The organism is Lentzea tibetensis, assembly GCF_007845675.1.
GTDB classification, from domain to species: Bacteria; Actinomycetota; Actinomycetes; order Mycobacteriales; family Pseudonocardiaceae; genus Lentzea; species Lentzea tibetensis.
The window spans coordinates 1-16753 of record NZ_VOBR01000031.1 but is presented as its reverse complement, the minus strand read 5'-3'; the positions used below and the strand labels follow the sequence as shown (position 1 = coordinate 16753).

Annotated in this window: 15 protein-coding genes; 6 read left to right on the top strand and 9 right to left on the bottom strand. The window is 67.4% G+C overall.

The window, feature by feature from the left end:
• Positions 1-148 precede the first annotated feature (148 nt).
• On the bottom strand, positions 149-871 hold the full coding sequence (locus tag FKR81_RS35075; protein WP_146358548.1) for a class I SAM-dependent methyltransferase: 723 nt from the start codon (positions 869-871) through the stop codon (positions 149-151).
• Positions 872-1074: 203 nt separating this feature from the next.
• On the opposite strand from FKR81_RS35075, the gene FKR81_RS35070 reads away from it, so the two are divergent.
• From FKR81_RS35070 to FKR81_RS35050, 5 genes are all read left to right on the top strand, one after another.
• Positions 1075-1293 carry a biotin/lipoyl-binding carrier protein gene (locus FKR81_RS35070; RefSeq protein WP_146358547.1) on the top strand — a complete coding sequence of 73 codons (219 nt, stop codon included), beginning with the start codon at positions 1075-1077 and terminating at the stop codon, positions 1291-1293.
• Positions 1294-1697: 404 nt separating this feature from the next.
• On the top strand, positions 1698-3080 hold the full coding sequence (locus tag FKR81_RS35065; protein WP_186763361.1) for a helix-turn-helix transcriptional regulator: 1383 nt from the start codon (positions 1698-1700) through the stop codon (positions 3078-3080).
• On the top strand, positions 3077-5260 hold the full coding sequence (locus FKR81_RS35060) for an ATP-binding protein (RefSeq protein ID WP_235922037.1): 2184 nt from the start codon (positions 3077-3079) through the stop codon (positions 5258-5260). The genes FKR81_RS35065 and FKR81_RS35060 overlap by 4 nt, the downstream gene beginning before the upstream one ends.
• Before the next feature lie 303 nt (positions 5261-5563).
• Positions 5564-8476, top strand: a complete 2913-nt coding sequence (locus tag FKR81_RS35055; RefSeq protein ID WP_186763360.1) for an AfsR/SARP family transcriptional regulator — start codon at positions 5564-5566, stop codon at positions 8474-8476.
• 272 nt (positions 8477-8748) lie between these two features.
• Positions 8749-9636, top strand: a complete 888-nt coding sequence (locus tag FKR81_RS35050; RefSeq protein WP_146358543.1) for an ROK family protein — start codon at positions 8749-8751, stop codon at positions 9634-9636.
• Positions 9637-9715: 79 nt separating this feature from the next.
• Here the strand turns inward: FKR81_RS35050 and FKR81_RS45730 are convergent, their stop codons facing one another.
• Positions 9716-9847, bottom strand: a complete 132-nt coding sequence (locus FKR81_RS45730) for a hypothetical protein (RefSeq protein ID WP_268891595.1) — start codon at positions 9845-9847, stop codon at positions 9716-9718.
• A gap of 237 nt (positions 9848-10084) precedes the next feature.
• Here FKR81_RS45730 and FKR81_RS35045 point away from each other — a divergent pair, with 237 nt between their 5' ends.
• Positions 10085-11047: a class I SAM-dependent methyltransferase gene (locus FKR81_RS35045; RefSeq protein WP_146358542.1), complete on the top strand. Its 963-nt coding sequence runs from the start codon at positions 10085-10087 to the stop codon at positions 11045-11047.
• Positions 11048-11066: 19 nt separating this feature from the next.
• On the opposite strand, the gene FKR81_RS35040 is transcribed toward FKR81_RS35045, so the two are convergent.
• The 7 genes from FKR81_RS35040 to FKR81_RS35010 all read right to left on the bottom strand — a co-directional run.
• Entirely contained in the window at positions 11067-11732 is a 666-nt protein-coding gene (locus FKR81_RS35040; protein WP_146358541.1) for an O-methyltransferase, read from the bottom strand.
• A gap of 4 nt (positions 11733-11736) precedes the next feature.
• On the bottom strand, positions 11737-12807 hold the full coding sequence (locus FKR81_RS35035; protein ID WP_146358540.1) for an HAD-IIIC family phosphatase: 1071 nt from the start codon (positions 12805-12807) through the stop codon (positions 11737-11739).
• Between the two features lie 17 nt (positions 12808-12824).
• A complete protein-coding gene (locus tag FKR81_RS35030) occupies positions 12825-13907 on the bottom strand; it encodes an acyl-CoA dehydrogenase family protein (RefSeq protein WP_222598506.1) in 1083 nt (360 codons plus the stop codon).
• A gap of 16 nt (positions 13908-13923) precedes the next feature.
• Positions 13924-14199 (bottom strand): acyl carrier protein, encoded by a 276-nt coding sequence (locus FKR81_RS35025; protein WP_146358538.1) that lies wholly within the window; start codon positions 14197-14199, stop codon positions 13924-13926.
• Positions 14196-15077: a 3-hydroxyacyl-CoA dehydrogenase family protein gene (locus FKR81_RS35020; protein WP_407936567.1), complete on the bottom strand. Its 882-nt coding sequence runs from the start codon at positions 15075-15077 to the stop codon at positions 14196-14198. The genes FKR81_RS35025 and FKR81_RS35020 overlap by 4 nt, the downstream gene beginning before the upstream one ends.
• 66 nt (positions 15078-15143) lie before the next feature.
• Complete coding sequence (locus FKR81_RS35015; RefSeq protein ID WP_268891594.1) at positions 15144-16550, bottom strand: carboxyl transferase domain-containing protein; 1407 nt, start codon at positions 16548-16550, stop codon at positions 15144-15146.
• Between the two features lie 15 nt (positions 16551-16565).
• On the bottom strand, positions 16566-16753 hold a 188-nt coding region (locus FKR81_RS35010; RefSeq protein ID WP_186763359.1), incomplete at its 5' end, for a methionine adenosyltransferase domain-containing protein.

The window sequence follows — 16753 nt, the reverse complement described above, 5'->3', positions numbered from 1 at the left end:
AGCCCGCACCTCTCATCGGTTATCCGTTGACGGCGCAACACATTCCCGCCGACCGTATTCAGACCCGCTATCAAGCGGCTTTCGACGCGGCTTCGCCGCCCCATCGCGTTCGGGGCGGCGAAGACCGGAAGGTCACCAGAAAAAAGGGTTACGGTCGTATCGCGGTCAGCTGCCAGACCTTCACCACCGCACGGCCCTCTTCATCAGCGGGAAGCTCGGCCATCCGCGCGTCGTCGAGTTCCTGCGTCGGCACCATCGACTGCACGGCCTTGTGCAGCTCCGCCGGGGTGAGTGCGGCGGAATAGTCGGTCGGCGCGATGTGCGTGACCGTCCACGTCTTTCCGACGGTCGCACGCAGGCTCGCCTCGGTGATCCGGAAGACCTCAGGCAGCTCGTCGCCCCGGTCCATCGAGAAGTGGCAGAACAGGTGCAGCCTGGCGCCCGGCTTCGTGACGCGGGTCAACGCGTCGATGTAGCTGAACCGCGCCTCCGGCGTGAGCCCGTGGTAGAGCGCGAAGTCGATGATCGTGTCGAACCGGCCCTCGTAGCCAGCCAGGCTGGTCGCCTCAGCCACCGCGAACTCGGCGTCGACGCCCTGCGCCTTCGCTCGTTCGGCCGCTTGCCGGACCGCGCTGGGCGCGATGTCGACGCCGACCGCCCGCCGCCCGAGCGCGGCCAGGTAGATCACGTTGTCGCCGAGGCCGCAGCCGACGTCGAGCACGTCGTCGCCGATCTCCCCGGCCTTCACCAGCTCCACGAGCTTCGGCTGCGGGGCACCGATGTCCCACGGCATCTTCGCACCGGCGTCGATCGCGTCCTGGTACGCCTTCTCAAAGTCGACCTTTTCGATGCTGACGTCCAGCCCGGCCATTGCGCCTCCCCGATAATCAATCACGGTTCCGTGCACACGATTCTTCGATCAGCACCTGAGAGCGTCAACGGAGACCGCAAAACATAGGGGGTCCCCAGCCTCCGACCAGCGGCGAAACGTGCACAAAATCAAGACGAAAGCGGGTCGCTCTAGAATTGTCCGAATAGACCGCTCATCTGCGAACCGAGGGAAGAAGGCTCCCGATGCCCGAAGAGGTGCTTGCGGAGATCGTGGGCAACGTGACGAGCGTGCTCGTCCGTCGAGGCGAGGCGGTCACACCGGAAACGGACCTGGTCATCCTCGAGTCGATGAAGATGGAGATTCCGGTGCGGTCCGAACGGACGGGCACGCTCGTCGACATCGTGGTGAAGGCGGGCGACCTCGTCCAGGAAGGTGACGTGATCGCACTCGTCGAGCACTAGGCCCGCGAAAGAACATCGGTGAACAATAAAAGTGAGCGATCCTCACTTTATTTGTCGCGCTCATCACACCAGAACCGTTGAACCAACCGCGCAACTGTGGATCTTCGCACTTCGCAGCGCTGCCGACCCCCATTTGAGACGACATCCCAGACGAACTCACGGTCTGGACACAAGACCAACGCCCGCCGTACGGTACGAGCACCTGCTGAACCGGTCGTCAGATCTGCGTCAAATAGCCGCGGGAGGGCGACGAGCTCATGGGCGCGGAATCCTCAATTTCACGCTGCCTGGAGTGCGGCTCATCTCTCAGACCGCAGGCCACGTACTGCTCCGCCGCCTGCCGTCAACGCGGGTACCGCCGCCGGCGCAGCACGTCCCCACTGCCCGCACAACGCCTCAACCCGATGCTCGGCCGCGCGGACGACCTCGCGGCGTTGAACCGGCTGATCACTCACCACGCATTGCTCACCGTGACCGGCCCACCGGGCGTGGGCAAGACGCGTGCGGTTCAAGCGCTCGTCGAACGACGTCAACACGTCGCATTCATCGACCTGACCACAACCCATTCCGCGCGGGACGTCGTTGACGCGATCTGCAATTCAGCACATCTACCGGCGCTGCGGCTCGAATCCCTCACCACCGCGTTGAACCGCAATCCTCACCTCATCGTGCTCGACAGCCCGGAACGAATACTGTCCCCGTGCGTCCAGGTGGCGAGGACCCTGCTCCAGAGCTGTCCCAGGGTGAAGATCGTCGTGGCGAGCCGGGAGCGACTCGGACTCCCGCAGGAGAAGACGTACCTCCTCCGGTCGTTGCAGCCGGATGACGCGGCCAGGTTGTTCACCGACCGCACGCACCAGCTCGGCATCGACCCCCACGCGCAGGAAAGTCCGGCCCGGCTGCGCCTGCTCTGCGACCGGTTGGGCGGGCTGCCACTCGCGCTGGAACTGGCCGCACGCTTGAGAAGAGTCCTCTCGGTGGCGGAGATCCTCTCCAGTCTCGACACCGGGATCGCACTGCTCGAGGGTGCTCCGCGAGACGCACCTCCCCGGCACCAGTCCCTCCACGCCGCGATCGACTGGAGCTACCGGTCGCTGTCCGCCGACGAGAAGTCGGCTGTGCACGCCATCGCCGTCATGCCCGGCGGAGTCAGCAGGGAGCTCTTCGGCCTCGTCCAGCCTGCGATGAGCTGGCAGGTGGTTCAGTCGCTGGCGGCGAAGTCGCTTCTGACACCGGGACGGACGGACGACCGGTGCCGAATGCCGGCGAGCGTGCGCGCCTTCACCACAGTCGTCCTGCAGAACACCGGCGAGCTCGCCGCCGCCATCGAGTCGCTCAGGACCGGCCTCGTCACGATGGCCACGGCGGCCGACAGCATCGACACGAGGACCACGTGGCACGCGGAGCAGGCCAACCTCTTCCAGGCACTCACCCTCACTCCCCCGCGCACGAAGGACTGGCGCGCACTGGCTTCGGCACTGGTCCGCGGACTCGTCGGCGAGCTGGGCGATCAGCTGACCTCCCGGTGCGCGGCTCGGGGGGCGACCACCGACCCCACCATCTGGCAGGACACCCGCGCGACCAAGGTCGCCACGCTGATCGCGGAAGGGCTGACCAACCGCGAGATATCGGCTCGGCTGCACGTGTCGCTCCGCACCGCGGAGCAGTGCGTTCACCGCCTCAAGGCAGAGCTCGGCCTGCGATCTCGCGCGCAGATCGCAGCCGAGGTCAGCCGACTGGGAGTCGGGGCCGGCGGGTTCCTGCGGCCGGGCAGAGCAGACCGGTGAAGCGCGACCTCGCCGACTTCATCGGCCGAGCCGGCGAGCTCAACGAGGTCAGACGCCTGCTCAGGTCCAGGCGACTCGTCACCCTGGTCGGACCTGGCGGCAGCGGGAAGACCCGGCTCGCCGAAGAAGTGCTCAAGAACGACCACCAGGCCGTCCGAGTTCATCTGGACGTCGTGTCGCGACCCGACTCGATCTGGCACGCGATCGCGTCCGCGGTGGACGTGCGGGAACAGGTGCACGGAAGCATCATCGGCGCGGTCGTTCAACAACTGGCGAGCACCCAGTCCGTTGTCCTGCTGGACAACTGCGAGCACCTCGTCGAGGCGTGCGCCCAAGTGGTCACCCAGCTCCTCCGGGCGTGTGACCGCCTCAGGGTTCTCGTCACCAGCAGGCAACCACTCGACCTCGACGGTGAGGCCTGCGTCTACATCGGACCGATGGACCCCGCGGACGCGACCGCGCTCTTCCTCCGACGAGCGGACGCGGTACAGGCGCACCTGGTCGCCGGGGACCGCGACCACGACCTGATCGGCCGACTGTGCGATCGCGTGGAACATCTCCCCCTGCCCATCGAGCTCGTCGCGCGCCGGCTGCGGACGCTCTCGCTCGCCGAGATCGAGCAGGCGCTCGAGAAGTCGATGCGGTCCACCCTGGTCCCAGGCGACCAGGTCGATCCGGCATCGCCGCCGCGGCACCGCACCATCGACGCGGTGGTCGCGTGGAGCTACGAACGTCTTTCCGCGGGCGAGCGCGACGCGTTGAACCGGCTGTCGATCTTGGTTGGCACCTTCGACCTCGACCTCGGAGTGCGCGTCTGCGGCGACAGCAGCACGCCGCGGCACGCGGCCATCCACGTCATTTCTTCGCTGTGCGCGAAGTCGATGCTGGTCCGCGAGGAGGAAAAAGATCAACTGCTGCTGTTCAGGTTGCTCGAACCTGTTCGCCAGTTCGCCGCCGACCGCCTGAAAGCGACCAACGGCACCGATCAGACCTACGACAGACTGGTCGCCGCACTGGTCGACCACGCCCGCTCCGGTTGGGAGCTGGACGAACCGCGGCCGAACGAGGATCGCATCCTCGTGTTGCACGCACACCTCATCAACGCGCACGACTGGTGCAAGCGGCGAAATGACCCCAGGCACGGATACCTCGCCATTTCGATCCTCGATGCCTGGACCCGGCACGGACACGCCAAGCGAGTCCTGCACCTCGCACAACAGATGCTCGCCGAGCACGGTTACTCCGACTACGCGGCGGAAGTTCACTACTTCGCCGCATGGTCCCACATACGACTGGAACAGGGCGCCGAAGCACTGCGGCACGCCAACCAGTTGCGGAATCTGTGGAAATCCAGGTCGTCGGCTTACCAGGCCGTGGCGCTCAACACCGTGGGCTTCGCAGCCATTCAGGCCGGCGACGACGCTCAAGCCATCGACGTCTTGCGGGCGAGCGTCCGACAAGCCGTTCAGTCCGGGGACGCACTGAGAAGTGCGTTGTGCATGTCGAATCTCGTGAAAGCGTTGTGCCAGATCGGCCAGAAAGATGAAGCCCTCGCGGTCGCACGGCAGTCTCTTTTACTGCTGACCGACGACGCCGCTGGTTACCGGAAGTGCTACGTGCACACGTCGGCCGGGTTCGCGATGCTCGACTGCGACCATCTCGACGAGGCTCGAACGTGTTTCACCGAAGGAGTCATCACCGGCGCGAACACAACCTATTTTCTCTCCTTCGCGCTGCACGGCCTCGCTCTCGTGGCGAGCCGGCAGGGTGATGCTTCCCAGACCGCCGTCCTGCTCGGAGCGGCCGCACAGGCCCTCCAGCGCGCCGGAACCGAACCGTGGGAATACTGGAAGCAGAGAACTCGGGCAGCGGAGCAGATGGCCGTCGCCGAGCTCGGGAGCGGTCTCTACCGGAAAGCACATGCCCGCGGCACCCGGTTGACGCACACCGGACTCGTCGACATCGTGTCTCGCAAGAGCGGCACGAGCACGACCTTGACAAGGCGTCAGGAAGACATCGCCAGACTGATACTCGCCGGCCGGACCAACGCGGAGATCGCGGAGCAACTGGGCATCGCACTGGGCACCGTGCGAACCCATGTGAGCCAGATGTTGCGACGCCACGGCGCGGGATCACGGGCGGAACTGGCAAGGTTGTTGGCCGAATTCGAACTCGATTGAGTCTCAGCTCGCTACTACTCGCAGTTGCCGCCGTCACTGTGCGGTCTTGTTAGATCCGGGACCATTTTGATCAACGCGACCATGCTCTTTGCTTGCTTTACCGCAGAAGAAGACCGTGATGTTTCAACTGTTGACGATCGGGGAACGCCATGTCGACCTCCGGAACCTCCAGAACCTAGGTGTTTCACCAGAGATTCCGCGGCGAGGTCGCGACGCAGCTGATCGAGGTGCTAAATGAACGTGCCACGGACAACTATTGCTGACAACGATGTCACCTTTCGTGCACTCGGCCCCCTGGAGCTGGTGTCGCCATCTGGCGATGCGCGGCCACTCGGCGGGCGTCAGCAAGTCGTCCTCGCCACTCTCCTCGTCAGGGCGAACCAGGTCGTCAGCATCGACCAGCTCGTCGGAGCCATTTGGAACAACACGCCGCCGTCCACATCACGAGCACAGGTCCAGTTCTGCGTACATGCCCTGCGGAGCGAGTTCAAAGCGCTCGAGCTGCCCGCGAACATCGTCACCCAGCGTCCTGGGTACAAACTCGACGTTGCCGCGAGAAGAATTGACGCGAACCTGTTCGAGTCGCAAATCGAGCAGGCGAGGCGACTCGCCCGGCACGACGACCTGAAAGGTGCGGTAACGGCGTTCAGATCCGCACTCGCACTGTGGCGCGGGCCGGTGCTGGAGGGAGCTGTTCCGTGGGTTCGCGACCAACTCGTCTGGTTGAACGAGCTGCGCACGACCGCTCTCGAGGAGTGCATCGGCCATGAGCTCGAGCTGGGGAGGCACCGAGACGTCGTCGGCGAGCTGCGCACGTTGGTCGTGGAGCACCCGCTCTCCGAGGAGTTCCGCTACCTGTTGATGCTGGCGCTCTACCGGTCGGGCAGGCAGTGCGAGGCACTGGACGCCTATCGAGACGGTCGCACGGTGCTGATCAACGAGCTCGGCCTGGATCCCGGCACCAAGCTCAAGGAGCTCGAGGTGGCGATCCTCGCCGACAACGGCTCGCTGGTGCAGGCACCACCCCCGGCCGCCCCCGACTCGCGCTGCGACGGCTGGACCAGCCCACGACAGCTGCCTTCGGCGATACACGACTTCACGGGTCGCGCGGCACTGGTGGCGACGATCGAACAGTCGCTGCTGCGTGACGGGAACGGCGCGACGGCCAGTGCGGTACCGGTGGTCAGCCTCGTCGGCAAGGCGGGCGTCGGCAAGAGCGCGCTGGCCGTGCAGGTCGCGCACCAGGTCGCGGCGCGGTCCTTTCCGGACGGTCAGCTGTACGTCAACCTGAAGTCGACCACCGGTCAGGCGATCACCGCACACGAGGCGCTCGGACGCTTCCTGCGCGCCCTGGGAGTCGGCGGCGACTCGATCCCGGAGACCGAGGACGAACGCGCCGAGATGTACCGCGGGTTCCTGGCGGACCGGCGAGTGCTCGTCGTGCTCGAAGACGCCTCCAGCGAGCTGCAGGTGTCGGCTCTGGTACCGGGGACGGCTACGTGCGCCGTGCTGCTCACGGGCCGCACGCGGCTGGCGGGCCTGGCGGGCGCTGCGGTGATACCGGTCGACGTGCTCGAGCCGAGAGAAGCGCTCATGCTCCTCGAAGCCTCGGTCGGCACCGCGCGCCTGAACAACGAGCTGCGCGAAGCCCGAGCACTCGTGCGCATCGCCGGCTGTCTCCCCCTCGCGCTCCGCATCATCGGCGCCCGGCTGGCGGCCCGTCCACATTGGTCGCTGTCGTCGATGGTCACCCGGCTCGCCGACGAGTCGCAGCGGCTGGACGAGCTGGTGCACGGGGACATGCACGTGCGCGGCACCCTCGCGCTCGCCTACAGCGGTCTCGACGCGTCGACCGCCACGCTGGTCCGCCGCCTCGGCGCTCTCAACACCGACGAGTTCCCGGCGTGGATGGCGACCGTGGCGCTGGACAACGATCCCCGCGCGCCCGACCAGCTGGATCGCCTGGTGGACACCCAACTGCTCGACGCCGTCGACAACGGATCCCCGACCGCCCCGAGGTTCCGGTTCCACGACCTGATCCGGATCTTCGCGAGGGAACGCCTCAGGGAGATCGAACCCGACTCGGAGCTCGAGGTGCTGCGGCGCGCACTGGGCGCCTGGCTCTTCTCGGCCGAGCACGCCCACCGACGACTCTACGGCGGTGACTTCGCGATCCTGCACGGCACAGCGGATCGCTGGCCGTTGCCTGCGGCGCAGATGCGGACCGTCGTGGAGGACCCGCTGCGGTGGCTCGAGCTGGAACGGGCCAACATCTGCGCCGCCATCGCGCACGGGGTCGACGCCGGGCTCGACGAGCTGAGCTGGGACCTCGCGGTGACCGCCGTCTCGCTGTTCGAGGTGCGCAGCTACTTCGACGACTGGATGGACACCCATCAACAGGTGCTCCACCTGACCCGGAGCAAGGGCAACCACCGGGGTACCGGCGCGGTCCTGTGTTCCCTGGGGTCGTTGCACCTCAACCAGAACCACCTGGACCTCGCGCGCGAGGTGCTGATCCCGGCCTTCGACATCTTCCGCGAGCTGAACGACACCCACGGACTCGCGTTGACGCTGCGGAACCTCGGACTGCTGGACCGGCAGACCGGTCAACCGGCCGAGGCGGTGCGGCGCTACCACGAAGCACTGGCGAACTTCGCCCGTGTCGGCGATGTCGTCGGCCAGGCGGGCGTGCTGTCGCAGATCGCCCAGATCGAGCTCGACGACGGCCGCGCGGCCCGTGCGCTCGAACTGCTCCAGAAGGCGGCCCTCATCTGCGGCGAGGTGCGCAGCGTGCGGATGGAGTCGCAGATCCGGTACAAGATCTGCAAGGTGCTCATCGCACAGGGCGACTACGAGACGGCGGCAACGCTGATCGCCGAGGTGCTGGACCTCGTTCGCGAGGCCAACGACAGGCAAGGGCAGAGCTACGCCGTTCACCTGGCCGGAGTCGTCGACATGCATCGCGGGAGGCTCGACGCCGCGGCCGAGCAGCTCGGGACGGCGATCGTCATCTGCGAGCGCAACAACGACCGGGTCAACGCCGCCCGTGCCCGGCTGACGCTGTCGCGGGTCGAGCTGATGCGAACCCACGCCTCGCCCGCACTCGAGCTGGCCCAGCAGGCGAATCTGACGTTCCTCGAGTACAAGATGCCTCATTGGTCGGAACTCGCGGTCAACCAGATGGAACTCGTGCGGCGCGATGGTGGCGCGAAGTGACTACCGCGGAACAACACTAGCTCCGCAGGTATTCGACGCGACGATTCCTGATTCACTGCACACCGAACTGCCCGTGCAAAATGCAATGGCGACCATTTGTGACGATGCTCCGAAAGAGTGAACAAATGGGCATAAAGTTCACTAGGGGTCGACTGAGGGGTAACGCGAGGTATACCTGTCCTTATACGGTGGGATGATCCGCCGATGACAGAAGAACGACAGAAGTTGCCGCACCCAAGGCCGCTTCGAATACTGGTGACGGAAGGCACGACATGGCCTACCTGGGGATCGACATCGGCGACAACGGTGTCTCGCTCCGCGCAGAGTTCCACGCCGGGTTCGTCCACAGCAGCAGCTTCGACTGGCCGTCCGGAAACTCGTGGCAGCACGATCTGGACTCGTTGTCCGCTCACGTGCGGTCCGCACAGGACGATTGGCCCGGACCCGTCGGCGCTGTCGGCGTGGCGGTTCCAGCCAGCCTGGACGCCGCGGGCCTCGTCGCGGTCTGGTCGAACCGGTCCCACTGGGTGGGGCTCGATCTGCGTTCGGCGCTCGCGGGTCTCTTCCCCCGCGCCGAGGTCCGGCACCTCCACCGCGGCGCGCTCTCGGCACTCGCCGAGTCGGCGGTGTCCGGTTGCGACGATCTCGTCTACGTCGGGGTCGACGCGGGAATCGACTGCGGGATCGTGATCGACGGCAAGGTGAAGGCCGCTGCTCCACACCCGCCGATCGAGCTCGGTCACATGATCATCGACCGGTACGGCCGAGCGTGCGCGTGCGGCAGGCGCGGCTGCCTCCAGTCGGTGTGCTCCGGCCCGGCCGTGCTGCAACGGGCGGCGATGCGCCGCGGTGGCGAGGTCTCGTTCGAGGACCTGCAGATCGGCTTCTCCCACCAGCACCTGTGGGCCGTGTCCGCAGTGGACGACGCGTGCGTCGCGATGGCGACGGCGCTGGTCAACATCGCCGAGGTGCTCAACCCGGAGATCATCGTCGTCGGCGGCGCGTTCGCGACGGGCCTCGACGGTTTCGTGGACAGGCTGGCGAAGCACACCGGCGAACTGCGGCGCGGCCACCGCGCCCTGCCGGAGATCGCACCGAGCGCCTGCACGGTCGCGTCGTCCTTGCACGGCGCGGTCCTGCTCGCCCGAAGCGCGGAGTGAGCTGCGCCGAGCCGGACCGCGTTCTCCGGCCGGGCACAGCCCCTGTCCGTTGTGGATATCGGTGAGTGTCGCCCTGCCGTCAGTCGAAGCTCCGGACGACGACCGGCTGCAGCCCGTCGTCGTCAGCGGCAGAGCCGTGCCACGGGAAGTGGAGTCCGTCGAGCGCCGCGTGGTCAACTTCCTCCCGAGCGTTCTGCTGCAAGTGGTCCATCGCTAACTCCTTCCGTCACCCGGCGGCCAGATCTGCGCGTCTCCCGGTCCGGGGAGCCGAGGCATCCGCGACGACCATAGGGACACCCGCCCTCACGCAGGTTTCACCTTGCTTCCAGGGACGAAGTGCGGTCCACCGCCCGGCACCGAGCCGACGAATAAAACGTGGGCAGAATCGAAATGAAAGCGAGAATCCATAGAATCGACCGAAGCCATTTCCCGTGAAAGGACACCGAGCATGGCGGACACCAAGGGGATGAACGATTTTCTCGAAAATCTCCGCGAGCTGAACTCAGCTGGTGGAGATGCCGGGGCTCCCGGGGGGAGGGTACCGAAGGACGCCATCAGCTCCGTCTACGACGGCGCGACCGAGTCGTCGGTCAAGGGCGAACTGTGGAACTGGGGGCTGCACGAGGACGATGTCGCCGCCGAGATCGAGAAGCTCATCCCGGGGTTCGGTCAGTTCGACACGGACACCTTCTCCGAGCAGATGTACCTGCTGACCATTCGCGAACTGCCGATCGACTACGCCGGCTACCGCACCAGGCGAGTGCTCGAGATCGGCTCGGGCATGGGCGAGGGGCTCAACTTCCTCTCCCGGATCATCCAGCCGGAACGGTTGATCGGCCTGGACCTGTCGAAGCGGGCGGTCGACCGGGCCAACTCGACGCTGTCCCGCTCGCCGCAGCTGGAGTTCGTCCAGGGTGACGCCGAGGACCTCCCCTTCGCCGACGGCGAGTTCGACGTGGTGCTCAACATCGAGAGCTCGCACAACTACCCCGACCTGCCCCAGTTCTTCCGCGAGGTCGCCCGCGTGCTGAAGCCGGGAGGCTACTTCTCGCAGACCGACATCTTCACGTCGCAGCGACTGGCCGAGTTCGACCAGATCAAGGCGGGCAACCCGGATCTCGAGTGGGTGCACGAACGCGACATCTCCGAAGGCGTCCGGGCCGCGATCCGGAGGCGGATGCTCCCCGGCAGCGTCGCGCGACAGCAGTACGTCGAGAAGAAGAAGCACCTGCCCATCGGCATCCGGCGCCTGGGCGGACCCGGCGGCATCCGGCTCTTCGGCGCCGACTTCGCGGGCTACCGCAACAGCGCGTTCACGAACCTCGTGAACAAGGCACTCCTGTGGTCCGCGGAGCCGCAGCCCGGTCTCGCGGACGGGAGCTACCGGCACAACATCGCTCGCCGCACGTGACGACAGGTGTGCACGCCCCTCAGAACCTCTTGCGCGCCAACGTGATCCCATCGGCCATGACGATCATCGACAGGTCGACGCGGTCGTCGTCGCGGAGAAACGCGTTGAACTCGCGAATCGCCAGCGTGTCCGGGTCTTCGACGGACGAGTCGGTGACCCGGCCCGAGAACAGGGTGTTGTCCACCACGGCCAGGCCACCCGGCCGCAGGAGTTCCAGCGCGAGCTCGTAGTACCGCCGGTAGCTCACCTTGTCCGCGTCGATGAACACGAGGTCGACCGTTCCCGGACCGCGCTCCTTCAGCAGCTCCGTCATCGTGTCGGCGGCGTCACCGATCCGGAGGTCGATCCGGTCGGCCACACCGGCCCGTTCCCAGTGCGGCACCCCGACCAGCGGCCACCGGTTGGTGATGTCGCAGGTCACGACCTGACCGTCCGCGGGAACGGCGAGCGCGAGGCAGAGCGTGCCGTATCCGGTGAAGGTGCCGACCTCGACCACCGACCTGGCGTCGATCAGCAACGCCAGCATCGCCAGCAACTGGCCTTCCTCGGCCATCACCCGCATGGTCGTCCCGCCAGGCAGGCCCGCGGTCTCCTCACCGAGCTCGGCGAGCACCGGATGCTCGCGCAACGACACGTCCCGGACGTATCCCAGCAGGTCCGGAGTCAACTCCAGCTGACCGGCCATCGCCTCACGCCTCCGTCAGTTCAGGGGTGATGACCCGCATCGTCGCCGGCGCGGGCCTGCGATCGGGGATCAGGTGCAGACGTTGGGTGCCGTCGTCGCCACCGAGCCGGGCGACGCAGTCGCACGACTCCTCGGTGAAGCCGGCGAACCGATAGGCGATCTCCATCATCCGGTTGCGCTCGGTTCGCCGGAAATCCGCGACGAGGTGGACACCCGCGCGGGCGGCCTGGTCCGCGATCCAGTTGAGCAGCGCCGCACCGACACCGAAGGACACCACGCGGCACGACGTCGCGAGCAACTTGAGGTGCCACAGGCCGTCCTGCTTCGCGACCAGCATGACGCCCACGGCTCCGTGGGGCCCGAACCGGTCGGTCAGCGTCGTCACGAGCACCTCGTGCTCAGGGTCAGCCATCAGCTCGCGGAGCACCGCGTCCGAGTAGTGCACACCGGTCGCGTTCATCTGGCTGGTGCGGAGCGTCAGCTCCTCGACCCGCGTGAGCTGTTCGGCGTCGGCCCGGTCGACGCGCATGACCAGGTCGAGCGACCTCAGGAAGTCCTCGTCGGGTCCCTTGAACGCGGCCTGCTCGGCCTCGCGCTCGAAGCTCGCCTGGTACATCTCCCTGCGGCGCCGCGAATCCACGGTGACGGCGGCCGGGGTGAACTCCGGCAGGTCCACAACGGACAGCACCTCGTCCGCGGGGATGCAGCGCACCTCGGGCAGGTGGTAGGCGACCTCCGCGCGTTCGGCCGGCTGGTCGTCGATGAACGCGATGGTGCCGAGAGCGAACTTCAGCTCGTCGGCGATCGCGCGGACCGAGTCCGACTTGGGTCCCCAGCCGATCTTCGGCAGCACGAAGTACTCGGCGAGGCCGAACTGCCTCAGCCGGGCCAGTGCGAGATCGCTGTCGTTCTTGCTGGAGATCGACTGGAGGACACCGCGCGAGTCGAGCTCCACGACGACGTCACGCACCTCCTCCGGCAGGTGCACTTCGCCGTCCTCCAGCAGCGTGCCCTTCCACAACGTGTTGTCCAGATCCCACACGAGGCACTTCACCAGTGCCGGGTTGTTCGCCACGGATCTCCCTCCTCGGTTCAGGCCAGGGTCAACGCGTGCTGCGCCAGCACGAGCTGGCAGATCTCGTTGCTGCCCTCGATGATCTCCATCAACTTCGCGTCCCGGTACGCCCGCGCGACGACGTGCCCGTCCTGAGCACCCGCGGAGGCCAGCACCTGCACCGCGGTCGACGCACCCGCTGCCGCGGAGGTCGCGCTGAGGTGCTTGGCCAGCACGGTCGCCATCACCACGTCGGAAGAGCCGTCGTCCCAGCACTTGCTGGCGTGTTCACACGCCCTGGTCGCGCTCTGCTCGGCGATCAGCAGGTCGGCGAGGTGCCGCGCGACCAGCTGGTGCTCGCCGAGCGTCTTGCCGAACTGCTGTCGCGTCTTGGCGTGCGCACTGGCCGCGGCCAGGCAGGCCCGCAGGATGCCGACGCATCCCCACGCGACCGACATCCGGCCGTAGCTCAACGCGGTCGTCACCAGCAGCTGCAACGACTGCCCGCCGCCACCCAGCAGGTGACCAGCGGGCAGCCGGACGGAGTCGAGCAGCACGTTCGCGTGCCCGGCGGCGCGGCACCCGAGCGGATCGCGCACGCGCTCGATCCGCACCCCCGGCGCGTTGGCCGGTACGACCACCGCGGCCGCGTCGTCTCCGAACCGGCCGAACACGACCAGGAGGTCGGCGTAGCCCGCCGCCGTCATCCAGACCTTCGCCCCGTCGACCACGACGTCGTCGCCGTCCCGCCGGATCAGGGTGCTCATGGTCGCCACGTCGCTGCCCGCGTCCCGCTCGCTGAAGCCGACCGCGGCGAGCTCCCCGCCGGTCAGCCGCGGCAGCAGCTCGCGCCGCTGCGCGAGGCCGCCGAGCCGCAGGATCGTCCACGCCGCCATCCCTTGTGACGTCATGACACTGCGCAACGAACTGCACAGGCTGCCCGCGTGCGCCGTGAGCTCTCCGCTCACGGCGCTGGTCATGCCGAGCCCGCCGAAGGCGGCGGGCACCTCGGCGCACAACAACCCCATGTCGCCGAGCTCGCGCAACAGCGATGGCGGGATTTCACCGGCCAGGTCCCAGTCCGCGGCGCGGTCGAGGACGCGTGCCGACACAGCGGCCATCGCGTCCGCGATCGCGTCAGACACCTTCGGTCACAGCCGACTCGTCGCGCAGCCTTCGCACGAGAGCGGCCATCGTCGTCACCGTGCGGAAGTTGTCCAGCTTCAGGTCGGACCCGACGATCGCCACGCCGTACTCGGACTCCAGGTGCACCACGAGCTGCATCGCGAACATCGAGGTGACGAGGCCGGACGCGAACAGGTCCTGGTCCAGCCCGACCTTCGCTTTCGTCTTGACCTCGAGGAATCCGAGCAACGTCTCTTCGACGGTTCGGGTGTCTTGTTCTGCCGTCACGACAATGCCTTTCCGTAGTCGTAGAAGCCGCGGCCGGACTTCCTGCCGAGGTGGCCCGCGCGGACCTTGTCCAGCAACAGGTCGCACGGGCGACACCGCTCGTCGCCCGTGCGTTCGTGCAGCACGCGAAGGGAGTCCGCGAGGTTGTCGAGGCCGATGAGGTCCGCCGTGCGCAACGGACCCGTCGGGTGGCCGAGGCATCCCGACATGAGCGCGTCGACGTCCTCGACCGTCGCGGTTCCGGCGCCGACGATCCTGGCCGCGTCGTTCAGCATCGGGTGCAGCAGACGGCTCGTGACGAAGCCGGGAGCGTCCCGCACGACGACCGGTTGCCGTCCCATCGCCGTGAGGAGGTCGGCGACCGACTCCAGCGCGGCGTCGCCCGTCCGCGGTCCGCGGATCACTTCGACCATCTTGATCAGGTAGGTCGGGTTCATGAAGTGCGTGCCGAGCAGGTCAGCGGGCCGGGTGACCCAGTCCGCGAGCTCGTCGATCGGGATCCCTGACGTGTTCGAGATCAGCGGCGTACCCGCGGCGACCAGTGCGGAGAGCTCCGTCAGCAGTTTCGCCTTGACCTCTGGCGACTCGACGATGGCCTCGACCACGGCGGTCGTGTCCGCCGCGTCCTCCACCGACACGCTCGTCGTCAAAGTCCCCAATGGACGATCAGCAGGCAACGCCCCCATCAGCTGGGCGTGCCTGACGTGGTTGAGCGTGGTGGTGCGCGCTTCCTCGACCACGTGCTCGTCGACGTCCACCAGCACGACCGGCAGGCCGTGCCCGATCGCGGTCGCCGCGATGTTCGTGCCCATCACCCCGGCACCGATCACCGCGATTCGATGCTCCTTGTAGTTGCTCACCGGACCTCCGAGTAGCACTCGCCAGTCGTCACCGGAACGCTAGGTGCGCCGGCATTCAGTGCGCTTTCATCCGCTTTCCAGGCTTCAGAGCGGGATGTTGGTGTGGTTGCCGCGCAACGGTGGCGCCGAGTCGAGCGCTCGCACCAGCACCCGCCGGGTCTCCTCCGGTGCGATCACGCCGTCCACGACGCCGATCGCCACCGCGCGGTCCACCCCGCCGGCCAGCAGCTCGTGCTCGCGCAGCAGCGCGGCGCGGAGGCGTTCCTGCTCATCTCCCTGCACGAGGGCGAGCTTCTTGCGGTGCAACACGTCGACCGCCGCAGACGCGCTCATCACCGCGACCTCCGAACCCGGCCAGGCGAGCACCGCCGACGCCCCGAGCGACCGGGAGTTCATCGCGATGTACGCACCGCCGTAGGCCTTGCGGGTGACCAGAGTGACCCTCGGCACGACCGACTCCGCGAACGCGTGCAACAGCTTGGCTCCACGCCGGATCACGCCACCCCACTCCTGGCCGACACCCGGCAGGTACCCCGGTACGTCGACGAGCACGACGAGCGGCACGCCGAACGCGTCGCACATGCGCACGAACCTGGCCGCCTTCTCCGCGGACGGGGAGTCGAGACATCCCCCTTTGCGGAGCGGGTTGTTCGCCACCACGCCGACCGTGCGGCCACCGAGCCTGCCGAGCCCGGTCACCACGTTCGGCGCCCACTTCTCCTGCAGCTCCACGAAGTCCACGCCGTCGTCCAGCACCGCGCTGACGAGTGGACGCACGTCGTAGGCGCGTTTGGCCGACTCCGGCAGCAGCAACCTCAGGTCGCCGTGCGTTCCCACCGGCGTGAACCGTCCTTGGCGGGCGAGCAGCTCGGTCAGCTCACGTGCCCGCTCGTACGCGTCCTCCTCATCGGCCACGACGACGTGCGCGACACCGGACTTCCGGCTGTGCGCCTCGGGTCCGCCGAGGCCGGCCATGTCGACCTGCTCCCCGGTCACGCTGCGCACGACGTCCGGGCCGGTCACGAACATCCTGGCGTCCGCCGCCATGATCACCACGTCGGTGAGCGCGGGACCGTAGGACGCCGCTCCCGCCGCCGGACCGACCACCACGGACAGCTGTGGCACCCGTCCCGACGCACGGGTCATGGCGGCGAAGATGCGGCCGACGCCGTCCATCGACTCGACGCCGTCGGCGAGCTTGGCCCCGCCGGAGTGCCAGACTCCGATCACGGGCACTTCCCTGCTCACCGCGAGATCGGTGGCATCGGCGATGTGCGTGGCTCCTTCGACGCCGAGCGCACCTCCCATGAGCGTGGCATCGGTGCAGAACGCCACCACCTCGAGGCCGCGAACCTCGCCCGTCACGACCACGACGCCGCTGGACCCACCTCCGCTCACCAGCTGTGCGGTACCCAGGTCCAGCAACGCGGACAACCGCCTCATCGGCTCGCGGGGGTCGGTCGCCAGCGGGCTGATCAACGTCTGACTCACCGGTGCTCCTCGGCTCTACTGAAGACCGATCGCCTGGCGGAGCTCGGCGACGCGGTTGGTGGACTCCCACGGCAGTGCGACGTCGGTGCGGCCGAAGTGGCCGTACGCGGCGGTCGGCGCGTAGATCGGACGCAACAGGTCGAGGTCGCGGATGATCGCAGCCGGACGCAGATCGAACACCTCGGTGATCGCCTGCTGGATCT

Coding starts and splice junctions, on each gene's coding strand:
- FKR81_RS35075 (WP_146358548.1), bottom strand. CDS start 871: ATGGCCGGGCTGGACGTCAGCATCGAAAAGGTCGACTTTGAGAAGGCG.
- FKR81_RS35070 (WP_146358547.1), top strand. CDS start 1,075: ATGCCCGAAGAGGTGCTTGCGGAGATCGTGGGCAACGTGACGAGCGTG.
- FKR81_RS35065 (WP_186763361.1), top strand. CDS start 1,698: ATGCTCGGCCGCGCGGACGACCTCGCGGCGTTGAACCGGCTGATCACT.
- FKR81_RS35050 (WP_146358543.1), top strand. CDS start 8,749: ATGGCCTACCTGGGGATCGACATCGGCGACAACGGTGTCTCGCTCCGC.
- FKR81_RS45730 (WP_268891595.1), bottom strand. CDS start 9,847: ATGGACCACTTGCAGCAGAACGCTCGGGAGGAAGTTGACCACGCGGCG.
- FKR81_RS35045 (WP_146358542.1), top strand. CDS start 10,085: ATGGCGGACACCAAGGGGATGAACGATTTTCTCGAAAATCTCCGCGAG.
- FKR81_RS35040 (WP_146358541.1), bottom strand. CDS start 11,732: ATGGCCGGTCAGCTGGAGTTGACTCCGGACCTGCTGGGATACGTCCGG.
- FKR81_RS35030 (WP_222598506.1), bottom strand. CDS start 13,907: ATGGCCGCTGTGTCGGCACGCGTCCTCGACCGCGCCGCGGACTGGGAC.